Raw genomic sequence first — 19360 nt, forward strand, 5'->3', positions numbered from 1 at the left:
AACGTCGGGGCGCCGCTTCGTCTCGTACGCCTCCGCATGCGCTGGCTGCGATGACTGCGCAGCGACGTTCAAGCCGACACGAGCGCTTCCCCCAAACGAGACCACTCCGCCTCGCTCCCCGGCAGGCCGAAGCGTAGACGTGACGGATCATGCTGGAAGCGGCGGACATAGATCCCGGCCTGGCCGAGCGTCTCAAACAGCGAAGCGGCGCGTGGCGTCTCCAGCAGGCGGTAGAGTGTCGTCCCACCGACGACCCGGCCCTGCGGAGCAAGGAGTGCATCGAGCCGCTTGCTGTCGGCCGCGCGGGCCTCTCCTGCCGTGGAAAGCCACACCGCATCGCCGAGAGCGACCGCTCCGACATGCAGCGCCGGCCCGGCCACCGCCCAGGGACCGAGCATCGCCTGGAGAGCATCGGTGAAACGCGGCTCGCCGATCGCGAAACCGAGCCTGAGGCCCGCCAGCCCATAGGCCTTGCCGAAGGAGCGCAGCACCAGTGCACCATCGGGCAAGATCGGCGGCAGGCTGGTCTCGGGCGCGAAATCGGCGAAAGCCTCGTCAACCACCAGCAGGCCGCCTCGTGCGGCAAGCGCAGCAGCCAATTCAACCAACGTCTCCTGCGCGACGACGCGCCCGTCCGGATTGTTCGGATTGACCAAGACGACGACATTTGCGTCGCCGATCGCGGCGAGATCGACAATCTCGCGCACAATCGCGCCCGCCTTGCGCCAAGCCGGCGCGTGCTCGCCATAGGTCGGGCCGAGCACGGCGACATTCGCTGCCGGTATGAGACGCGGCAGCAACTCGATCAGGATCTGCGTGCCGGGCGCGGCGACGAGGCCGCTTTCCGGACGAATGCGATAGGCCGCGCGGGCCGCCGCCAGCAGCGCCGCCTCGTCCCTCTTGCCGGGCAGGCGCTGCCACAGGCTTAACGGCAGCTCCGGAAGCGGATAGGGGATCGGGTTGATACCGGTCGAGAGATCGATCCAGGGTTCGGGCGCCTGCGGAAACAGCGCCCGGGCCGTGGCGAGATCGCCGCCATGCCAGATCGCTTCCTTCGTCTCCCCGGCCGCCATGTCGCTCTCCGCAAGCCTGCCGCTCCTCCTCACCGCCCTCCTGATCGAGGCGGCGATCGGCTATCCGGCGCGCCTGTTCGCATGGATCGGCCATCCCGTCACCTGGATCGGCACGCTGATCGGCCGGCTCGATCGGAGCCTCAATCGCGAAGCCATGAGCTTCGCGATGCGACGCATGGCCGGCGTCGCCGCGCTCCTGATCCTGCTCGGGGTGACGCTCGCGGCTTCACTTGCCTTGGTGGCGCTCTGCCGCCTCGCCGGACCACTCGCCTTGCTGCCGCTGGCGCTGCTGGCGTCGACCCTGCTGGCGCAGCGCAGCCTGCATGAGCATGTCGCCCGCGTTGCCGACGGACTGGAGCGAGGCGGACTCGTTGGCGGGCGCAAGGCCGTTTCGATGATCGTCGGGCGCGATCCCGAGAGCCTCGACGAAGCCGGCGTCGCGCGCGCTGCGATCGAGAGCCTCGCCGAGAACTTTTCCGACGGGATCGTCGCGCCGGCCTTCTGGCTCGGGCTCGGCGGCCTGCCGGGCGGGGCGCTCTACAAGGCGATCAACACCGCCGATTCGATGATCGGCCACAAATCGCCGCGATACCTCGCCTTCGGCTGGGGGGCGGCGCGGCTCGACGACCTCGTCAACCTGCCTGCTTCTCGGCTGACTGCTCTGCTGCTGATCGCCGCCGCGGGGCTCGACCGCCAGGCCGATGCCGGCGCGGCTTGGCGCGCCGTGCGCCGTGACGCCGGTCGCCACCGCTCGCCCAATGCCGGCTGGCCGGAGGCGGCGATGGCGGGAGCTCTCGGGCTCCGTCTCGCCGGCCCGCGCGTCTACGGCTCGGTCAGGATCGAGGATGGCTGGATGGGCGATGGCAGGGCAGAAGCTACCGCAGCGGATATCCGGCGGGCGCTCGTCCTCTACCGGCGTGCCTGCCTGCTGCTCTGGGGGCTGGCGGCAGCTGGAAGCGTTGCCGCGCTCGCCTTCTAGAACTCGATCCCCTCCTGCGCCTTCACCCCGGCGGCAAAGTGATGCTTCACCAGCGTCATCTCGGTGACGAGATCCGCCGCTTCGATCAGCTCGGGCTTGGCATTGCGGCCGGTGACGACGATGTGGAGGTCGGGCCGGCGGGCCTGTAACACCGCAACCACGTCGGCGAGCGGCAGGTAGTCGTAGCGCAGGGCGATGTTGAGCTCGTCCAGAACCAGCAAGCGGATGCCCTCGTCGGCCATCAATTCCCTGGCTTTCTCGAAAGCTCTCGTCGCGGCCGCGATGTCGCGGGCCCTGTCCTGCGTTTCCCAGGTGAAGCCCTCGCCCATCGAATGCCAGGAGACCTGATCGCCGAAGGCCTCCAGCGCCTTGCGCTCGCCGGTCGACCAGGCGCCCTTGATGAACTGCACGACGCCGATGCGCCAGCCATGGCCGAGCGCGCGCAGGATCAGGCCGAAGGCGGCGGTCGACTTGCCCTTGCCCGGGCCGGTGTTGACGATCAGCAGGCCCTTTTCCAGCGTCTTGCCGGCGACCTCGGCGTCCTGCACCGCCTTGCGCTTTGCCATCTTCGCCTTGTGGCGGGCCGCGTCGTCAGTTTCGTCCATCGCTACTTCACCTGCATCGGCAATCCGGCGACCATGAAGACCACGCTCCCGGCCTGCGCCGCAAGCCGCTGATGCAGGCGGCCGGCCTCGTCGCGGAAACGGCGGGCGAGGGCATTGTCGGGCACGATGCCGAGGCCGACCTCGTTGGAGACCAGCACCACCGGCGCGCTCGCCTCGCGGCAGGCGGCGACCAGTTCGCCGGTCGCGATCGCGATGTCGCGCTCGGCAAGCAGGAGATTGGTCAGCCAGAGCGTCAGGCAGTCGACGAGGATGGGCCGCCCGGCCGGCGCATTGCGGATCGCCTCGGGCAGCGCGACCGGCGCATCGACCGTCTGCCAGTCGCGCGAGCGGCGAGCCCGATGCTCGGCGATGCGGGCACGCATCTCGTCGTCATAGGCCTGGGCGGTGGCGATATAGGTCCAGGGCGCCGGCAGCGCCTCGATCAGCGCTTCCGCATGGTGGCTCTTGCCGGAGCGGGCGCCGCCGAGGACGAGGGTGAGCAAGGGATGGGTCATGCGGTCCGCCATGCGCTTTCCGGTCGGGCCTTGCATTGCACAGCGACCACCGGATGGCTAATGATCATCGATGACGGTGCCTCGACGACGAGGTGAAAAGGGAACGCGGTGAAGGACCGCGGCTGCCCCCGCAACTGTAAGCGGCGAGTTCCGCGCCATCAGCCACTGGTCTCGACCGGGAAGGCGGTGCAGGACATCAAGCCGTAAGCCAGGAGACCTGCCGTCATCCGATGTCGTCCAGCAGGCTGCCGGTGGGGTGGCCAAGGAGAACCAGATGAATACGGCTACCGTCACCACCCAGGCCAGCGTTTCGGAACGGGCGAAAGCCGTCGCCGCCGCGCTGATCCTCGGCTGCGTGCTGATCTACACCGTCGGCTTCGCCGCCTCGTCCACTGTCCACAACGCGGCGCACGACACCCGTCACGGCCTCGCTTTCCCCTGTCATTGAGGGGAAGCACATGGTCACGCGTGTTCTCACGGTCAGCATCCTGGCCGGGCTTCTGGCCGGGCTGCTGATCTCGGCGCTCCAGCACGTCACCACCACCCCGCTGATCCTCAAGGCCGAGACCTATGAGGCGGCGCTGCGGTCGCAAGGCGCGCCGATGCAGGCCGCCTTCTCGGGCGACGCCAAAATCATCCTCGCCCATAACGACCCGAAAGCCGGGGCGGACCATACTGGCGAGCACGACTGGAAGCCGCAGGACGGTTTGCAGCGCACAGCCTTCACCAGCCTGGTGACGATCGGCACTGCGATCGGCTTCGCCGCTCTGCTGCTCGCCGGCATGATCGCGGCGAATGAGCAGATCGACCAGCGCCGGACGCTCGCCTGGGCCGTCTGCGGTTTCCTGGCCTTCGGTCTCGCCCCGGCTATGGGCCTTGCGCCGGAACTGCCGGGCTCCGCCGCAGCCGAATTGCAGCAGCGCCAGCTCTGGTGGCTGCTGACGGCAGTTGTCACAGCCGGCGCGCTCTTCGTCTTCCTGCGGGTCGAGGCCTCCTGGGCGCGGGCGCTCGCCGTGCTGGCGCTGCTGGTGCCGCATCTGATCGGCGCGCCGCATCCGGCTGCGCCGGACAGCAAGGTGCCGGCCGAGATCGCTGCGCATTTCGCCGCGCTCTCGCTCGCCATCCAGGCCGCGCTCTGGCTCGTCACCGGCTTCGCCGTCGGCGTGCTCTGGCCCTGGGTCACGCGCCGCAGCGTCGCGACCGCGGCGGCCTGACGCCTCGCGCGGCCGGAAACGGCCGCACCAGAACAAGGAGGCGTTGTCATGCTCGAAGGCGAGCTCGCCCTCGTGACCGAGGCCCGGCAGGAGCCGGGCTGTACGATCCATGTCTGCACGGTCTGCCGGCGCCAGCGCGAGGACCTGCCGGAGGGCTATGACCAGCCGGGCATCGCGCTCGCAGCTGTGCTCGACGAACGCTTCGCCGGCAGCGGCATCGCCGTCGTCCCGGTCGAATGCCTTTCCGTCTGCAAGCGGCCCTGCACGATCGCGCTTACGGCCGAGGGCAAATGGACCTATCTGATCGGCGATCTCGACGCCGGTCTGCATCTCGACGAGATCGTCAGCGGGGCGGAGAAATTCGCCGCCAGCGCCAACGGCATCGTTCCCTGGAAGGAAAGACCCGTCTCGTTCCGCAAGGGCGTGGTCGCGCGCGTGCCTCCTCTGCCGCGCAAACAAGGATCAGATCAATGAACGCTCCGCAGAATCCCGCCCTCGGCAAGGTGCCGTGCACGATCATCACCGGCTTCCTCGGCGCCGGCAAAACCACCCTCGTCCGCCATCTGCTTGAGAATGCCGGCGGCAAGCGCCTCGCCGTCCTCGTCAACGAGTTCGGCGATCTCGGCTTCGACGGCTCCTTCATCGCCGGCTGCGGCATCGAGGGCTGCACGCAGGAGGACATCGTCGAACTGCCGAACGGCTGCATCTGCTGCACCGTCGCCGACGATTTCGTGCCGGCGCTGGAGACGCTCTTGAACCGGCCGAACCCGCCGCAGCACATCCTGATCGAGACCTCCGGCCTTACCTTGCCGAAGCCGCTGGTCAAGGCCTTCAACTGGCCGGCGATCCGTTCGCGCGTGACCGTCGACGGCGTCATCGCCGTGGTCGATGGGCCGGCGGTGGCCGAGGGCCAGTTCGCGGATGATCCGGAGGCGCTGAAGGCGCAGGCCGCGCAGGACCAGGCGGTCGACCACGACAACCCGCTGGAGGAGGTGTTCGAGGACCAAATCCTCTGCGCCGACCTGATCCTGCTCAACAAGAGCGACCTCGTCGACGCGGCAGGCCGCGAGCGGGTCAAGGCCGAGATCGCCCAGCATCTGCCCAAGGCGATCAAGGTGGTCGAGACCTCTCATGGCAAGGTCGAGCCGGCGCTGATCATCGGCCTCGGCGCCGCGGCCGAGGCCGATCTTGCCGCCCGCCCCTCGCATCACGGCGAGGGCGAGGATCACGACCACGACGATTTCGACAGCGTCGCGCTGCCGCTGCCGCAGGCCGGCTCGCCGGAAGAGCTCGTTGCCCGCCTCGCCAAGGCGGCGGAGGCCGAGGGCGTGCTGCGCCTCAAGGGCTTCGCCGGCATCCCCGGCAAGCCGATGCGGCTGGTGGTGCAGGGTGTCGGCCGGCGCGTCGGCCATCACTATGATCGCGCCTGGGGGGCGGACGAGCCGCGCGACGGCCGGCTCGTGGTGATCGGCCTCAAGGGCTTCGACCGCGCCGCAGTGGAAGCGGCTTTGCAGGGATGACCATGATGTCGTCCGAAAACCGGTTCCCACTTTTCGGCATCATGTTCGCCGGCTGATGCGATGCATCTTCTCCCGACCAGCGAAGTGAGGCTCGACGACGGCGAAGACGCCGTCGACCTCGCTCTGCCGCCGGGAGACGTCGTCGTCCTCTCCTTCAGCGACAGCGATCTTTCAGCACTGGCGGCGGCTCAGTCGTCATGGTCGGGCCTGTCCCGACTATCCATGGCTTCGCCAGGCGAGCGGCTGCCGGCACAAGCGCCTCCCTTCCCCCCTGTGGGGAAGGGTATGGGGATGGGGGGCGTTCCGCTTGGTGAGCGCTCACCCAGTCGTTCGCCCCCCACCCCTGCCCCTCCCCACGAGGGGGAGGGGTTCTCGCTTCGCCTGGTGCCGCTCAGGCGCTTCAAGCATCCGCTCTCGATCGACCTGCTGATCGAGAAGACGCTTGTCCGCTCGCGCTTCGTGCTGCTGCGCTGCCTCGGCGGACTCGACTATCTGCGCTACGGCGTCGAGCAGATCGCCGCCGCCTGCAGACGACATGGTGTTGCACTGGCGGTCTTACCCGGCGACGACCGGGCGGATGAGCGGCTGGCCGGCTACGGCACGGTGCCGGCTGAGTTGGCGGTAGACCTGCTCGGCTATTTCCACGCCGGTGGCGGCGCCGAGAACATGCGGCGGCTGCTGGGGCGGATCGAGGACCATCTCGCCGCGCTGCCCTCATCCGGCCCGGCTGCGCCGGGCCACCTTCTCCCCCGAGGGGAGAAGGACGAGGCGGCACTGTCAGCCCCCTTCTCCCCCCGGGGGAGAAGGTCCCGGCAGGGGGATGAGGGCCGGCGCGACCTTGCCCCGGTCGAACTCCCCATCCTCTTCGCCCTCGGCCCCAGCGCCACGCCCCTGCCTTGGCGGGAAGCATTCGCTGCCCTGCCGGCCGATACCCCATTGGTTCCCATCCTCGTCTACCGCTCGGGCGTCGCCGCAGGCGACACGGCGATGGTAGAGGCGATCGCTGCGGCCCTCGCCCAGCGCGGCCTCAGCCCGCTGCCGCTCGCCCTGACCAGCCTCAAGGACGCGAGCGTCGTTGCCGAGCTCGCCGCGCTGATCGCAACGCGCAAGCCAGCCCTGATCGTCACCACCACGGCCTTTTCCGCCCGCGACGGCGAAGGCTTCGTGCTCGACGCCGCCGATTGCCCGATCCTGCAGGCCGTACCGGTCGGCAGTGCGCGGGAGGCCTGGATAGAATCGCCGCGCGGGCTCTCTGCCGCCGACCTCGCCATGCAGGCGGCCCTGCCGGAATTCGACGGACGGCTTGGCGCCATCCCCGTCGCCTTCAAGGAAGAAATCGCCGACCCGGCGACCGGCGTGACGGTGCGGCGGCTGGCTCCAGACGCCGAGGGCATCACGGCTCTCGCCGACCTTGCGGCAAACTGGATCGCGCTCGGCCGCAAGCCACGCAGCGAGCGCCAGCTCGCTTTGGTGATGTCCGACTATCCCGCTCGCGGCGGCCGCGCCGGTTTCGCCGTCGGCCTCGATACGCCGGAGAGCACGCTGGCGATCCGGGAGCTGCTGGGCGAGACCGGCTATGATATCGGCTCTGCTGCATCTGGTAGCGCCAGCTTGGGCGGCGCTGATCTGATGCAGGCCCTGACCGAAGGCCCCGCCGACTTCGCTGTTCCGCTTGCCGCCTACCGCGCCTGGCTGGACACCATCCCACCCACCGCGCGCGAAATCCTGCTCGCCAGCCACGGCCAACCCGAAGCCAACCCGGCCTGCGACGGCGAAGCCTTCCGTTTCCGCGTCGTGCGCTTCGGCAAGCTCGCCATCGCGCTGCAGCCGCCGCGCGACGCTTCGCCCGATCGCAAGGCGCGCTATCACGACCCCGACGCGCCGCCGGGGCACGCCTATCTCGCCTTCTATCTCGGCCTGCGCAAAATCCTGCGTGCCGACGCGCTGATCCATCTCGGCACCCATGGCACGACCGAATGGCTGCCCGGCAAGGCAGTGGCGCTGTCGGCCGCCTGCTGGCCGCGGCTCGCCGTTGGCGCCCTGCCGGTGATCTACCCTTATGTCGTCGACGATCCCGGCGAAGCGGCCCCGGCCAAGCGCCGGCTCTCGGCGCTGACGCTCGGCCATTTGCCGCCGCCGTTGGCGAGCCATGACACGGCCGGCGAAGCGGCGCTGCTGCGCGACCTGGTCGAGGAGTACTCGCAGGCGCAGGTGCTCGATCCGCGCCGGGCCGAGCTGGTCGCGCGCGAGATCATTGACCGGGCCCAGCGGACCGGCCTCGCCGCTGCGAGCGGCGTCGCGCCCGATCAGGACATGGCGAGCGCGCTCGCCGCACTCGACGCCCATCTCTGCGACCTCGCCGAGACCGCCTTCCGCAACGGCTTGCATGTCTTCGGCTCCTCGCAGGCCGATCCCATCTCCGCCGAGAACGAACGCCGCAATCTGCTGAAGGCGCTCGATGCCGGCTTCGTGCAGCCCGGCCCCGCCGGCGCACCACATCGCGGCCGGCCGGAGGTGCTGCCGAGCGGACGCAATCTCTCGACGCTCGACCCGCGCGCCTTGCCGACCCGTTCGGCCGCCAAGCTCGGTGCCAGAGCAGCCGAGGCCGTGATCGCCAGGCATCTCCAGGACGAGGGCGACTATCCGCGCCGGATCGTGATGGATCTCTGGGCCTCGCCGACCTTGCGCTCGGGCGGCGAGGACATCGCCCATGCCCTGCATCTGATGGGTGTGGAACCGCTCTGGGACCATGGCTCGACCCGCGTCACCGGCTTCTCGATCATCCCGCAGGCCAAGCTCGCCGCGCCGCGCGCCGACGTCACCATCCGCATCTCCGGCGCCTTCCGCGACACCTTTCCGGCGCAGATCGCCTTGCTCGACGCAGCCGCGCGCGCCGTCGCGGCCCTCGACGAGCCGGAGGAGTGGAACGAGCCCGCCGCCGCCCATCGCCGCGGCGAGGCGGGCGCGCGCATTTTCGGCGCCGCGCCCGGCCGCTACGGCGCCGCCATGGCGGACCGGGCGCTCGATGGCGACTGGCAGGCGCGCGCCGAACTGGGCGAGGCGTATCTCGCCGCCACCAGCCATGCCTATGGCGGACCTGACGGTGCCGCAGCGGCTGATGAGAGCTTCACCACCCGGGTCGCCGAAGCGCAGGCCTTCATCCATGTCAGCGACACCGCCGGCCGCGACATCCTCGAAGCGACCAGCGCCGCCGACGTGATCGGCGGCTTCGTCGCGGCGATGCAGGCGCAAGGCGGCAAGGCGGCGCTTTACAGCCTCGACACCTCCGACCCGGACAAGCCCAAGGCGAGGACGCTGGCCGAGGACGTCTCGCGCATCGTCCATGGCCGGCTCTGCCATCCCCAATGGATCGAAAGCCATCTCGCCCATGGCTGGCGCGGCGCGGCCGAATTGGCCGAGGCGGTCGACGCGCTCTTCGTCTATGCGGCTGCGACCGATGCGGTCTCGGACGGCCTGTTCGATGCGGTGTTCCAGGCCTATTGCGGCGATCCCGCCATCTGGCAGGCGCTGGAGCAGGCGAATGCGCCGGCTGCCGCCTCGATCCGCTCCCGTCTCGCGGAGGCCCAGGAGCGCGGGCTCTGGACAAGCCGATCGAACTCGGCCGCGATGCTCAAAGGGCGGGAGGCGGCGGAATGAGCGCCCCGGCCCGCGAGACGATGCGGCGCGGCTGGTGCCCCGGCACCTTGCGGCCGATGCTGACCGGCGACGGACTGCTGGTGCGCCTGCATCCGCCGGGCAATGCGCTGACGCCGGACCAGCTCGCACATGTCGCCGAGCTGGCGCACCGGTATGGCAATGGCCAGATCGAGGTCTCCGGCCGCGGCAATCTGCAATTGCGCGGCATCCGCGAAGAAGCGCACCCGGCACTGGTCGATGATCTCCTGGCAGCTCGCCTCGTCGACGAAGCCGAGGGCGATGGCCCGAACCGGCTGGTGCTGACTTCCCCGCTCGCCGGCCGGGCGGCGGACGAACTGCTCGACACCGCTGCGCTGGTTGAGGCGGTCGAGCATGCCGGGCGCGGCGTCGCGGGCCTGCCGGCAAAGTTCTCGATCGTCGTGGATGGCGGCGGCGCGCTGGCGCTCGATGGTTTCGCCACCGATCTCAGGCTAAGGGCGATCGCGATCGATGCAGTCGCGTTCGGCCTGCCGGGCGAGCTTTGGTTCGGCCCAATCGCCTTGGATCAGGCCCCGATACTGGCAGCCCGTTTGCTCGACGGTTTCGTCGCCGCAAGCGGGCAAAGCTCGGGACGGATCCGCCGCATGCGCGATCTCGCGCCGGAGGCCCTAAACGTACTGGCGACATCGTCCGGGCTCGGATCGATGCCGCTCCCAGCCATCCGGCCGAAGCCTTCACCGGTCGGCCTCGTGGCCCAGCGGGACAGCAAGGTCGCAGCGCTGGCCGGATTACCCTTCGGCCGGACCGATACCGCCGGCTTACAGCGGCTGGGCGAACTCGCCCACAATGCCAGCATCAGCGAGATCAAGGTATCCCCGTGGCGCGGCCTAGCCTTCTGCGATGTCTCGACGGACGCCGCGAGCGCCCTGCAGGAAGCCTTGCGCGATCAGGGGCTGATCGTCGCGCCGAACGACCCACGTCTTTCGGTCTCGGCCTGTACTGGTTTGCCGGCCTGCGCCCGCGGCAGGATGCCGACGCTGGCCGATGCCCCGGCGCTGACCAAAGCGATGGCGCCACTACTGACGAGCGGCGCAAGCCTCCACGTCTCTGGCTGCGCGAAGTCCTGTGCCCGTCCGGGCAAAGCCGACCTCACCTTGGTCGGCCGCGACGGGCGCTATGACGTCATCGTTGCTGGCACCGCCGACGATGACGCGATCGCGCATCTTTCGCTCGGGGAACTTGTGCGCCGGCTCGAACCGGGTCAGGACATCCGCGCGCTGCTGGAAGCGGCGCAGCATGAGAAGCAGGTTGGAAGTTGAACACGCGTCACGCCTATATCCGCGACGGGGCCGCGATCTACGAGCGCTCCTTCGCCATCATCCGGGCCGAATCCGACCTGGCGCGCTTTTCCGGAACGGCCGAGCGCGTCGTCGTCCGCATGATCCATGCCTGCGGCATGACCGACCTGCCCAGGGACGTGGCGATGTCGCCGGATTTCGCCGAAGCAGCCGAGATGGCGCTGGCAAAGGGCGCGCCGATCCTGTGCGATGCCCGCATGGTCGCAGATGGCGTCACTCGCGCCCGCCTTCCGGCGAAGAACGAAGTGATCTGCACGCTTCCCGATCCGTCCGTGCCGAAGCTGGCCGAGGAAATGGGCACGACGCGCTCGGCCGCGGCGATGGAGCTCTGGCGTCCGCATCTCGAAGGTTCCGTCGTCGTGATCGGCAACGCGCCGACCTCGCTGTTCCGCCTGCTCGACATGCTCGACGAGGGCGTGCCGAAGCCTGCTGCCGTGATCGGCATTCCCGTCGGCTTCGTCGGCGCAGCGGAATCGAAGGAGGCGCTGGCGCAGGACGGGCGCGTGCCCTTCCTCGTCGTGCACGGCCGGCGCGGCGGCTCGGCCATGGCGGCGGCGGCCGTCAACGCGCTGGCGCAGGTGAAGGAATGAGCGGCGTGGGCGAAGCAGCGCGCATTCTGCTCTATGGCGTCGGCCTCGGCCCCGGCGATCCCGACTACATGACGGTGCGCGCCCGCGACATCATCCTCAGGGCTGACCGTCTCGTCCATTTCTGCAAGCGCGGCCGGCGCGGCAATGCCCGGATCACCGCCGATGCGATCATCGCGCCGGATCCGGCCCGCGAGATCGAGCTCGCCTTCCCGGTGACGATCGAGGTGCCGGTCGAGGATGAGGGCTATACCGGGCCGATCGCCGCCTTCTACGATGAGGCGGCCGAGCAGCTCGCCGGCGAGATGGCGGCTGGCCGCAGCATCGCCGTGCTCTGCGACGGCGACCCCTTCTTCTACGGCTCCTTCATGCATTTGTGGCGCCGTCTCGCCCATCGCTTCCCGACCGAGGTGGTCCCGGGCGTGACCGGCATGGCCGGCGCCTGGGCCCGCGCCGATGCCCCGATCAGCTGGGGCGACGATGTGATGACGGTGGTGCCGGGCACGCTCGCCGAGGGCGAACTGACGCGCCGGCTCGCCGACACCGATGCCGCCGTGATCATGAAGCTCGGCCGCAACCTGCCAAAAGTGCGCCGTGCGCTGCAAGCGGCCGGGCTGATCAACCGCGCCATCTATGTCGAGCGCGCCACCATGGCCGGGCAGGTGGTGACCCGCCTCGCGGAGAAGCCCGATGACGAAGCGCCCTATTTCTCGATGATCCTCGTCCCCGGCGAAGGGCGGCGGCTGTGATCGGCTCGCTCGCCATCATCGGCCTCGGGCCAGGCGAGGCGCGTTATCTCACGCCCTCGGCGCTGGCTGCGCTCGAAGCGGCCAGTGATCTTATCGGCTACGGGCCCTATCTCGACCGTGTGCCGGTGCGCGATGGCCAGACCAAGCACGCCTCCGACAACCGCGTCGAGGTCGAGCGTGCCCGGCACGCGCTGATGCTTGCCGCCGAGGGGAGAGCCGTCGCGGTCGTCTCCGGCGGCGACCCTGGCGTCTTTGCCATGGCGGCGGCGGTGTTCGAGGCGCTGGAAGCGGGCGAGCCGGATTGGCACAAGCTTCCCATCGCAGTCGAGCCCGGCATCACCGCGATGCTGGCGGCCGCGGCCAAGGCCGGCGCGCCGCTCGGCGGCGATTTCTGCGCGATCTCGCTCTCCGACAACCTGAAGCCCTGGGAGGTCGTCACGGCGCGCCTCAGCGCGGCGCTGTCGGCCGATTTCGTGATCTCGCTTTACAACCCGATTTCGAAGGCGCGGCCCTGGCAGCTCCACAAGGCACTGGAGCTGGCGGCGACGATCCGCGCGCCCGAGACGCCGGTGATCTTCGCCCGCGCCGTTGGGCGACCCGATGAGAGCTTGCGCATCCTGACGCTCGCCGAGGCCATTGCGACAGCCGAGACCGCCGACATGGCGACCCTGGTGATGATCGGCGCCAGCGCGACACGGCTGATCGCCCGCGAGGGCGCAAACCCGATCGTCTATACGCCGCGCTCGGTTACAAAGAGCCCCTGCGTCACCAGCCAGGGCAGGACCTGATCGATATGCTCGACGGTCTCGACATCGGGCTTGGGCGGCCGCTCGACCATGATCACCGGGAGCCCGAGCCGGCGCGCCGCGACGAGCTTGCCGAGTGTCATCGGGCCGCCGGCATTCTTGCTGACGAGAACCTCGATACCCTCCTCCCGCATCAGCTTCTCCTCGGCCGCGGCCTCGAACGGCCCACGCTGCTGCAACACCTTGGCGTGCGGCAGCGGCAGATCGTTCACGGGCTCGATCACGCGGATGAGGTATTCGTGCTGCGGAGCTGCGAAGAAATGCGGCAATTCGAGCCGGCCGATGGTCAGGAAGACCCGGCGCGGCTCATCGCCGAGCGCCTCGACGGCAGCGTCGATGTCGGGCACGCTCTTCCAGCGGTCGCCGTTCTGCGGCTTCCAGCTTTCGCGCCGGATCGCCAGCAGGGGCACGCCTTCGGCCTTGCAGGCGGCTTGCGCATGATAAGGCATGATCGCGGCGAAGGGATGGGTCGCATCGATGACGGCGACGACGCCTTCGTCGATGAGATATTGCCTGAGCCCGGCAATGCCGCCGAAGCCGCCGGTGCGGGTCGGCAAGGACAAGGGACGCGGGTCGGCGGTATGGCCTGCGAGCGAGATCACGGCGCGAATCTCGGGTGCCTGTTCAGCCAGGAGCTGATCGAGCGCAGCCGCTTCGCTGGTGCCGCCGAGGATGAGGACCGTCATGGAACAGTTTTCGCCTGAAACCGCCACGCTGTCGAGCGCACCCCCTGGACCCTGGCTGTCGCTGGTCGGGCTCGGCGAGGATGGCCGCGCCGGCCTCTGCGCCGAAGCCTTGGCCGCGCTGGAGGGCGCCGAGATCGTCTTTGGCGGCGAGCGCCACCTCAAGCTGATCGGCGATGTGCCCGGTGAAGCCAGGCCCTGGCCGCAGCCTTTCCGCAATGCGCTGCCGGCGATTCTGGCCGAAAAGGGCCGCAATGTCTGCGTGCTGGCGACCAGCGATCCGTTCCATTACGGCATCGGCGCCGGGCTGACCAAGGCGGTGCCAGCGGCCGAGATGCGCGTCATCCCGCAGCTCTCCTCCTTCTCGATGGCCTGCACGCGCATGCGCTGGCCGCAGGAGGAATGCGGGCTGGTCTCGCTGCATGGCCGTGCCCTTCAGAGGATCATCCCTTTTCTCCAGCCGGGCGCGCGCGTGCTGGCCCTGTCCTGGGACGATTCGACGCCGCTCGCCGTCGCCCAGCTGATGAGCGCGCGCGGCTTCGGCGAAAGCACGATCACCGTGCTGGAAACGATCGGCGGCCCGAACGAACGCATCCGGCAGACTCGAGCCGACGCCTTCGCTCTGGATGGCATCGTGCCGCTCAACCTGCTGGCGATCGAGGTCGTCGCCAGCCGCGATGCCCGTATCCTGCCCCTCGTGACCGGGCTCTCCGACGACTGGTTCGAGCATGACGGCCAGCTCACCAAGGCCGATATCCGGGCGATCACGCTCTCGGCATTGGCGCCCCGCGCCGGCGAACTGCTCTGGGACATCGGCGCCGGCTCTGGCTCGATCGGCATCGAATGGAGCCTGCGCCATCGCCACAACCGGGCGATCGCCTTCGAGGAGCGGCCGGAGCGCGCCGCCCGCATCGCCCGCAACCGGCTGGCGCTCGGCGCGCCGCCGCTCGAGGTCGTCGAGGGCAAGGCACCGGAGAGCTTCGCCGGAAAAGCCTCGCCGGACGCCGTCTTCATCGGCGGCGGGCTGACCGATCCCGGTGTCTTCGAGGCCGCCTTCGCGGCGCTGAAGCCGCGCGGGCGGTTGGTGGCGAATGCGGTGACGATCGAGGGCGAAGCCAGGCTGGCCGGGCTGTTCTCGGCCCATGGCGGCAATCTGCGCCGCATCGGCGTCTCCCATCTCGATCCGATCGGGACGATGCATGGCTGGCGCGCCGCGATGGCAGTGACGCAATGGCGCGTGGTAAAGCCGTGAGCGACGTCACCGCCGGCATCGGCCTGCGCCCGGGCACATCGGAGGCCGATATCGAGGCCTGCCTGACGCAGACGCTGGCCGCCGCCAACCTGCCCGCGGATGCGATCAAGCGCCTCGCGACCCTTGCCTCGCGCCGGGACGAGCCGGGGCTGGCGGCAGTGGCGCAGGCGCATGACCTCTCCCTCGTCGCCATCCCCGACGAGGCGCTCGCCGGCTTCGAGGCCGCCTGCGCCACGCGCTCGACCCGGATTTCCGGGCTCTATGGCGTCGGCTCGGTGGCCGAGGCGGCGGCGCTGGCCGCGGCCGGCCCGGGCGCGACCCTGATCCAGCCGCGCATCGCCACCGCCCGCGTCACCTGCGCCCTTGCCCGGAGCGCCGCGTGACCGTCCATTTCATCGGCGCCGGCCCCGGCGCGATCGACCTCATCACCCTGCGTGGGCGCGAACTGATCGGCGCCTGCCCGGTCTGCCTCTATGCGGGCTCGCTGATTCCCAAGGCGATGCTGGGCTGGTGCCCGCCGGGCGCACGCATCGTCGACACTGCCCCGCTCGATCTCGACGCGATCGTCGCCGAGATCGAAGCCGCTCATGCCGAGGGCAAGGACATCGCCCGGCTGCATTCCGGCGACATTTCGATCTGGAGCGCGACCGGCGAGCAGATGCGCCGGCTGGGTCAGCTCGGCATCCCCTATGAGATCACGCCGGGCGTGCCGGCCTTCGCCGCCGCGGCGGCGGCGCTCAAACGGGAACTCACGCTGCCCGGCGTCGCGCAATCGCTGGTGCTGACCCGCACCTCCGGCCGCGCCTCGGCCATGCCGGACAAGGAAAAGCTGGCGACCTTCGCGGCATCCGGCGCGACGCTCGCCATCCATCTCTCGATCCATGTCATCGACCAGGTCGTAGAGGAACTGACGCCGTTCTATGGCGCGGACTGTCCGGTCGCGATCGTCTTCCGTGCCTCCTGGCCGGAGGAGCGTATCCTGCGCGGGCGGCTCTGCGACATCGCCGATCAGGTCCGGGCGGCCGAGCTGGAACGCACCGCGCTGATCCTGGTCGGGCCGGCGCTGGTGGCCGAGGACTTTTCCGAAAGCGCGCTCTATTCGACCGGTTATGACCGCCGCTTCCGCCCGCGCGGAGGCCAGGCATGACGACCCGCGGCCTGCTCATCGCCGCGCCGCGCTCCGGCTCGGGCAAGACCACGATCACGCTCGGCCTGCAGCGGGCGCTGACCCGGCGCGGCCTCAAGGTGCGCGGCCTGAAATGCGGGCCGGATTATATCGATCCGGCCTTCCACGCCGCCGCGACCGGCGCGCCCAGCGCCAATCTCGACAGCTATGCGATGCCGGACGCGCTGCTCGGCCAGATCGCCAATGAGGCGGCGGGAGCGGCGGACATCATTGTCGCCGAGGGCTCGATGGGGCTGTTCGACGGCGTGCCCGGCCCCGACGGGCATACCGGCACCGGCGCCGACGTCGCAGCGCTGCTCGGCTGGCCGGTCGTGCTGGTCATCGACGTCTCCGGACAGGCGCAATCGGCCGGAGCGGTTGCGCTCGGCTGCATGCTCTACGACAAGCGCATTCGCGTCGCCGGCGTGATCCTCAACAAGGTCGCGAGCGAGCGGCATCGCCGGCTGGCGGCTGCCGGCATGGAGCGAATCGGCCTGCCAGTGTTCGGCGCGCTACCGCGCGAAGCCAGCCTGATCCTGCCCGAGCGCCATCTCGGCCTGGTCCAGGCCGGCGAGACCGAGGATCTGCACCAACGCCTCGATGCGTTGGCCGAAGCGGTTGCGGCAGCGGTCGATCTCGACGCCGTCATCGCTGCCGGAAGTGCGACCGCGTTGCCCGCTTCTGGCCGACAGATGTCGCCACTGCCGGCACCCGGCAAGCGGCTCGCCATCGCCCGCGACGCCGCCTTCAGCTTCGTCTACCCGCATGTCGAGGCCGGCTGGCGCGCGCTGGGGACCGAACTCGTGCCGTTCTCGCCGCTCGCCGACGAGCCGCCGCCTGACGGGTGCGATGCCTGCTGGCTGCCGGGCGGCTATCCCGAGCTGCATGCCGGCCGGCTCGCTGCCGCCTCGCGCTTTCTCGACGGCCTGCGCGACTTCGCCCGCACCCGCCCGGTCCATGGCGAGTGCGGCGGCTATATGGTGCTCGGCAAGACTCTCATCGACGCCGGCGGGGCCAGCCATGCCATGGCCGGGCTACTCTCGGTCGAGACCAGCTTCGCCAAGCGCAAGATGAATCTGGGCTATCGCAATGCAGTGCTTGCCGCGGACGGGCCGCTCGGCCGCGCCGGCGCAAAGCTCAGCGGGCACGAATTCCACTATGCGACGGTGATCTCGCAAGGCGAGGACCCACCCTTCGCAGAGATCACCGATCCGCATGGCTCGGCGCCTGCCCCCGCCGGCAGTCGCCGCGGCCTCATTTCGGGCTCGTTCTTCCACGCCATCGCCATGCGGGAGGGCGCGTGAGCGCGCCTCCCGCCTTCGACGCCGGCTTCCGCGACAAGCTCGGCGAGCTCTTCGCCTGGCGTCGCGATGTCCGGCGCTTCCGCCGTGAGCCGGTGCCGGAGGGATTGCTGACGAAACTGCTCGAGCTGATGCAGCTTTCGCCCTCGGTCGGCCATTCGCAACCCTGGCGCTGGCTGCGGGTGGATAATCCCGAGCAGCGGCTTGCGATGCAGGCGAGCTTTTCCCACTGCAATGCCAATGCACTGGCGGAGTACGAGGGCGAGCGCGCGGCCCTCTATGCCCGCCTCAAGCTCGAAGGTTTGCGCGAGGCGCCCATTCAGTTCGCTGTGTTCTGCGACCACGCTACGGCGCAGGGCCACGGCCTCGGCCGACGGACCATGCCGGAGATGCTGGATTATTCGGTCGTCGCGGCGATCACGCAGTTCTGGCTCGCCGCCCGCGCCCATGGGCTCGGCCTCGGCTGGGTCTCGATCCTCGACCCGGCCGAGATCGCCGCCATCCTCAGCGTCCCAGTGGAGTGGAAGCTGATCGGCTATCTCTGCCTCGGCTATCCCGAGGAGGAGCACGAGCTGCCCGAGCTCGTCCGCGCCGGCTGGGAGAACGATCCACGGCGCAATGGCCGTCGCTAGGCGGCGCCACGCAGCGCACCGCGCAGGCCGAGCGCCGTCAGCATGGCGAGCAGCGCGGCTGCGGCGACCAGCCCGGCCGCCGAGGGCCAGCCCAGCGCCTCGATGACGCCGCCGATCGCGACGGGGCCGACGACCTGGCCGAGATTGCTGCCCTGCATCATCAGCCCGACCACGACCGGCATCAATCGCGTCGCCGGTGCGGCGAGCGGAGCGGAGGCGAGCAATGTCGCCGGGATCAGCCCGCCCGCCGCAGCGAACAGCACGCAGAGCAGGAAGGTCGCAATATCAGGCAGCAGGCCGAGGAAGATGCCGATCCCGCAAAGGCCCATGGCGAGGCTTGCGGCGATGATCAGATTCGCCCGGCCGATGCCGCGCGACAGCAGCACACCGGCGATGAGATTGCCAGCGATGTTGCCGGTGGTCGCGAGGGCGCTGAGCAGGCCGGCCGTCGCCAGCGAGACCTGCATGCGCTGCATCAGCAGCACCGGTAGGAAACTGAACAGAGCGAAGAACATCAGCGCGTAGAGGGCGAAGGTCAGCGCCAGCAGCAGCGGCCCGCTTGTGCTCAGCACCGCGCCGGCATCGCCGGCAAGAGCTGTCCAGGAGGGCGCAGCACCTCCATCCGACTTCGGCACGGTCAGCCCCGTCAGCACGATGGCAATGACGGCGAGAGCGCCGGTGACCTGCCAGATCATGCGCCAGTCGGTCAGCCAGAGCCCGGCCAGCATGGCGAGCGCGATGCCGGTCGGCATGAAACAGCTCCACACCGCCATGGCGAGGTCGCGCCGATCCGGGCTGGCGACACGCTGGAGGATGGCCGGCCCGGCAATGATGATCAGCAGGAAACCGAGCCCCTCGACGACGCGCGAGGCGAGCAGCATCGGAAAGCGCGGCGCCGCCGCGCCCAGGAAAGCGCCGACGGCCACGGCCAACAGACCGAGCAGGAGGACGTTTCGCGCGCCGAGCGCGATGGCGAGCGTGCCGACCGGGATGCCCCCGACCATGCCGAGCACGGCGAAGATCGATGCGAGCCAGCCCAGCGTTCCGAGATCGAGTCCGAATTCGGCCTGGACCAATGGCATCGCGATCGCCGCCTTGCCGACCTGCAGCGCCGCAACGATGCCGCTGGCGACGACCACGGAGACGGCGAGCCAGTCGGTCCTGGCATCCTGTGTTGAGACGGCGGCCGTCATGAGCGCGATCTTGCGACGATGATCTCTGCGGGATGATCGGCCATGCTCGGTTCCTTGGATGGCGCTGCGGCGTCGCCCGGAAATGTGGGTTT

General features: G+C 69.7%; 20 protein-coding genes and 1 riboswitch. Of the genes, 15 read left to right on the forward strand and 5 right to left on the reverse strand.

Translation table 11 applies throughout. The features are described from left to right. Nucleotides 1–68 precede the first annotated feature (68 nt). Complete coding sequence (gene cobD, locus BMZ69_RS13505) at nt 69–1073, reverse strand: threonine-phosphate decarboxylase CobD (RefSeq protein ID WP_092157316.1); 1005 nt, start codon at nt 1071–1073, stop codon at nt 69–71. On the opposite strand from cobD, the gene cbiB reads away from it, so the two are divergent. Next, nucleotides 1072–2052, forward strand: coding sequence for an adenosylcobinamide-phosphate synthase CbiB (gene cbiB / locus BMZ69_RS13510; RefSeq protein ID WP_092157323.1), 981 nt, complete (start codon nt 1072–1074; stop codon nt 2050–2052). The genes cobD and cbiB overlap by 2 nt on opposite strands. On the opposite strand, the gene cobO is transcribed toward cbiB, so the two are convergent. Both cobO and cobU read right to left on the reverse strand, forming a co-directional pair. Next, nucleotides 2049–2657, reverse strand: a complete 609-nt coding sequence (gene cobO, locus BMZ69_RS13515) for a cob(I)yrinic acid a,c-diamide adenosyltransferase (RefSeq protein WP_092157324.1) — start codon at nt 2655–2657, stop codon at nt 2049–2051. The two genes, cbiB and cobO, sit on opposite strands and share 4 nt — an antisense overlap. 2 nt (nt 2658–2659) lie before the next feature. Then, nucleotides 2660–3184, reverse strand: a complete 525-nt coding sequence (cobU, locus tag BMZ69_RS13520) for a bifunctional adenosylcobinamide kinase/adenosylcobinamide-phosphate guanylyltransferase (protein ID WP_244543357.1) — start codon at nt 3182–3184, stop codon at nt 2660–2662. Nucleotides 3185–3229: 45 nt separating this feature from the next. Continuing rightward, nucleotides 3230–3412, forward strand: a riboswitch (cobalamin riboswitch). Between the two features lie 34 nt (nt 3413–3446). Between cobU and BMZ69_RS13525 the strand changes: the two genes are divergently transcribed. The 9 genes from BMZ69_RS13525 (at nt 3447) to cobJ (ending at nt 13024) form a co-directional block, all read left to right on the forward strand. Beyond that, complete coding sequence (locus tag BMZ69_RS13525; protein WP_092157553.1) at nt 3447–3620, forward strand: CbtB domain-containing protein; 174 nt, start codon at nt 3447–3449, stop codon at nt 3618–3620. Between the two features lie 10 nt (nt 3621–3630). Then, nucleotides 3631–4386, forward strand: a complete 756-nt coding sequence (locus BMZ69_RS13530) for a CbtA family protein (RefSeq protein WP_092157325.1) — start codon at nt 3631–3633, stop codon at nt 4384–4386. A 48-nt stretch (nt 4387–4434) separates the two neighbouring features. Beyond that, the gene (locus tag BMZ69_RS13535; RefSeq protein ID WP_092157326.1) at nt 4435–4860 is read left to right on the forward strand and encodes a DUF1636 family protein; all 426 of its coding nucleotides are present in this window, start codon (nt 4435–4437) and stop codon (nt 4858–4860) included. Then, the gene (gene cobW / locus BMZ69_RS13540) at nt 4857–5906 is read left to right on the forward strand and encodes a cobalamin biosynthesis protein CobW (protein WP_092157327.1); all 1050 of its coding nucleotides are present in this window, start codon (nt 4857–4859) and stop codon (nt 5904–5906) included. Before BMZ69_RS13535 ends, cobW begins: the two co-directional genes overlap by 4 nt. 291 nt (nt 5907–6197) lie before the next feature. Then, nucleotides 6198–9563 (forward strand): cobaltochelatase subunit CobN, encoded by a 3366-nt coding sequence (cobN, locus tag BMZ69_RS13545; protein WP_280142098.1) that lies wholly within the window; start codon nt 6198–6200, stop codon nt 9561–9563. Further along, on the forward strand, nt 9560–10861 hold the full coding sequence (gene cobG / locus BMZ69_RS13550; protein WP_092157329.1) for a precorrin-3B synthase: 1302 nt from the start codon (nt 9560–9562) through the stop codon (nt 10859–10861). The genes cobN and cobG overlap by 4 nt, the downstream gene beginning before the upstream one ends. After that, complete coding sequence (locus BMZ69_RS13555; protein ID WP_092157330.1) at nt 10858–11490, forward strand: precorrin-8X methylmutase; 633 nt, start codon at nt 10858–10860, stop codon at nt 11488–11490. The genes cobG and BMZ69_RS13555 overlap by 4 nt, the downstream gene beginning before the upstream one ends. A 68-nt stretch (nt 11491–11558) precedes the next feature. Continuing rightward, the gene (locus BMZ69_RS13560; RefSeq protein WP_244543366.1) at nt 11559–12236 is read left to right on the forward strand and encodes a precorrin-2 C(20)-methyltransferase; all 678 of its coding nucleotides are present in this window, start codon (nt 11559–11561) and stop codon (nt 12234–12236) included. Continuing rightward, nucleotides 12233–13024, forward strand: a complete 792-nt coding sequence (gene cobJ, locus BMZ69_RS13565; RefSeq protein WP_092157332.1) for a precorrin-3B C(17)-methyltransferase — start codon at nt 12233–12235, stop codon at nt 13022–13024. Before BMZ69_RS13560 ends, cobJ begins: the two co-directional genes overlap by 4 nt. Here cobJ and BMZ69_RS13570 read toward each other — a convergent pair. Then, nucleotides 12967–13728 (reverse strand): cobalt-precorrin-6A reductase, encoded by a 762-nt coding sequence (locus tag BMZ69_RS13570; RefSeq protein ID WP_092157333.1) that lies wholly within the window; start codon nt 13726–13728, stop codon nt 12967–12969. The two genes, cobJ and BMZ69_RS13570, sit on opposite strands and share 58 nt — an antisense overlap. On the opposite strand from BMZ69_RS13570, the gene cbiE reads away from it, so the two are divergent. Genes cbiE through bluB form a run of 5 tightly spaced genes read left to right on the forward strand, consistent with a single transcriptional unit; the run spans nt 13727 to nt 18075 of the window. Continuing rightward, a complete protein-coding gene (cbiE, locus tag BMZ69_RS13575; protein ID WP_092157335.1) occupies nt 13727–14977 on the forward strand; it encodes a precorrin-6y C5,15-methyltransferase (decarboxylating) subunit CbiE in 1251 nt (416 codons plus the stop codon). The genes BMZ69_RS13570 and cbiE overlap by 2 nt on opposite strands. Then, nucleotides 14974–15360 carry a cobalamin biosynthesis protein gene (locus tag BMZ69_RS13580; protein ID WP_091834662.1) on the forward strand — a complete coding sequence of 129 codons (387 nt, stop codon included), beginning with the start codon at nt 14974–14976 and terminating at the stop codon, nt 15358–15360. Before cbiE ends, BMZ69_RS13580 begins: the two co-directional genes overlap by 4 nt. Then, nucleotides 15357–16124, forward strand: coding sequence for a precorrin-4 C(11)-methyltransferase (gene cobM, locus BMZ69_RS13585; protein WP_092157338.1), 768 nt, complete (start codon nt 15357–15359; stop codon nt 16122–16124). The genes BMZ69_RS13580 and cobM overlap by 4 nt, the downstream gene beginning before the upstream one ends. Beyond that, nucleotides 16121–17446: a cobyrinate a,c-diamide synthase gene (locus BMZ69_RS13590; protein ID WP_092157340.1), complete on the forward strand. Its 1326-nt coding sequence runs from the start codon at nt 16121–16123 to the stop codon at nt 17444–17446. Before cobM ends, BMZ69_RS13590 begins: the two co-directional genes overlap by 4 nt. Beyond that, nucleotides 17443–18075, forward strand: a complete 633-nt coding sequence (bluB, locus tag BMZ69_RS13595; RefSeq protein WP_092157342.1) for a 5,6-dimethylbenzimidazole synthase — start codon at nt 17443–17445, stop codon at nt 18073–18075. Before BMZ69_RS13590 ends, bluB begins: the two co-directional genes overlap by 4 nt. Here the strand turns inward: bluB and BMZ69_RS13600 are convergent. Beyond that, on the reverse strand, nt 18072–19268 hold the full coding sequence (locus BMZ69_RS13600; protein WP_092157344.1) for an MFS transporter: 1197 nt from the start codon (nt 19266–19268) through the stop codon (nt 18072–18074). The genes bluB and BMZ69_RS13600 overlap by 4 nt on opposite strands. Nucleotides 19269–19360: the final 92 nt, after the last annotated feature.

Source organism: Allobosea sp. CRIB-10, assembly GCF_900112185.1.
Classification (GTDB): Bacteria; Pseudomonadota; Alphaproteobacteria; order Rhizobiales; family Beijerinckiaceae; genus Allobosea.

Excerpts from the sequence above, each read along its gene's own strand:
- cbiB (WP_092157323.1), top strand. The coding sequence starts at position 1,072 with ATGTCGCTCTCCGCAAGCCTGCCGCTCCTCCTCACCGCCCTCCTGATC.
- cobD (WP_092157316.1), bottom strand. The coding sequence starts at position 1,073 with ATGGCGGCCGGGGAGACGAAGGAAGCGATCTGGCATGGCGGCGATCTC.
- cobO (WP_092157324.1), bottom strand. The coding sequence starts at position 2,657 with ATGGACGAAACTGACGACGCGGCCCGCCACAAGGCGAAGATGGCAAAG.
- cobU (WP_244543357.1), bottom strand. The coding sequence starts at position 3,184 with ATGGCGGACCGCATGACCCATCCCTTGCTCACCCTCGTCCTCGGCGGC.
- BMZ69_RS13525 (WP_092157553.1), top strand. The coding sequence starts at position 3,447 with ATGAATACGGCTACCGTCACCACCCAGGCCAGCGTTTCGGAACGGGCG.
- BMZ69_RS13530 (WP_092157325.1), top strand. The coding sequence starts at position 3,631 with ATGGTCACGCGTGTTCTCACGGTCAGCATCCTGGCCGGGCTTCTGGCC.
- BMZ69_RS13535 (WP_092157326.1), top strand. The coding sequence starts at position 4,435 with ATGCTCGAAGGCGAGCTCGCCCTCGTGACCGAGGCCCGGCAGGAGCCG.
- cobW (WP_092157327.1), top strand. The coding sequence starts at position 4,857 with ATGAACGCTCCGCAGAATCCCGCCCTCGGCAAGGTGCCGTGCACGATC.
- cobN (WP_280142098.1), top strand. The coding sequence starts at position 6,198 with ATGGGGGGCGTTCCGCTTGGTGAGCGCTCACCCAGTCGTTCGCCCCCC.
- cobG (WP_092157329.1), top strand. The coding sequence starts at position 9,560 with ATGAGCGCCCCGGCCCGCGAGACGATGCGGCGCGGCTGGTGCCCCGGC.
- BMZ69_RS13560 (WP_244543366.1), top strand. The coding sequence starts at position 11,559 with ATGACGGTGCGCGCCCGCGACATCATCCTCAGGGCTGACCGTCTCGTC.
- cbiE (WP_092157335.1), top strand. The coding sequence starts at position 13,727 with ATGGAACAGTTTTCGCCTGAAACCGCCACGCTGTCGAGCGCACCCCCT.
- BMZ69_RS13570 (WP_092157333.1), bottom strand. The coding sequence starts at position 13,728 with ATGACGGTCCTCATCCTCGGCGGCACCAGCGAAGCGGCTGCGCTCGAT.
- BMZ69_RS13590 (WP_092157340.1), top strand. The coding sequence starts at position 16,121 with ATGACGACCCGCGGCCTGCTCATCGCCGCGCCGCGCTCCGGCTCGGGC.
- BMZ69_RS13600 (WP_092157344.1), bottom strand. The coding sequence starts at position 19,268 with ATGACGGCCGCCGTCTCAACACAGGATGCCAGGACCGACTGGCTCGCC.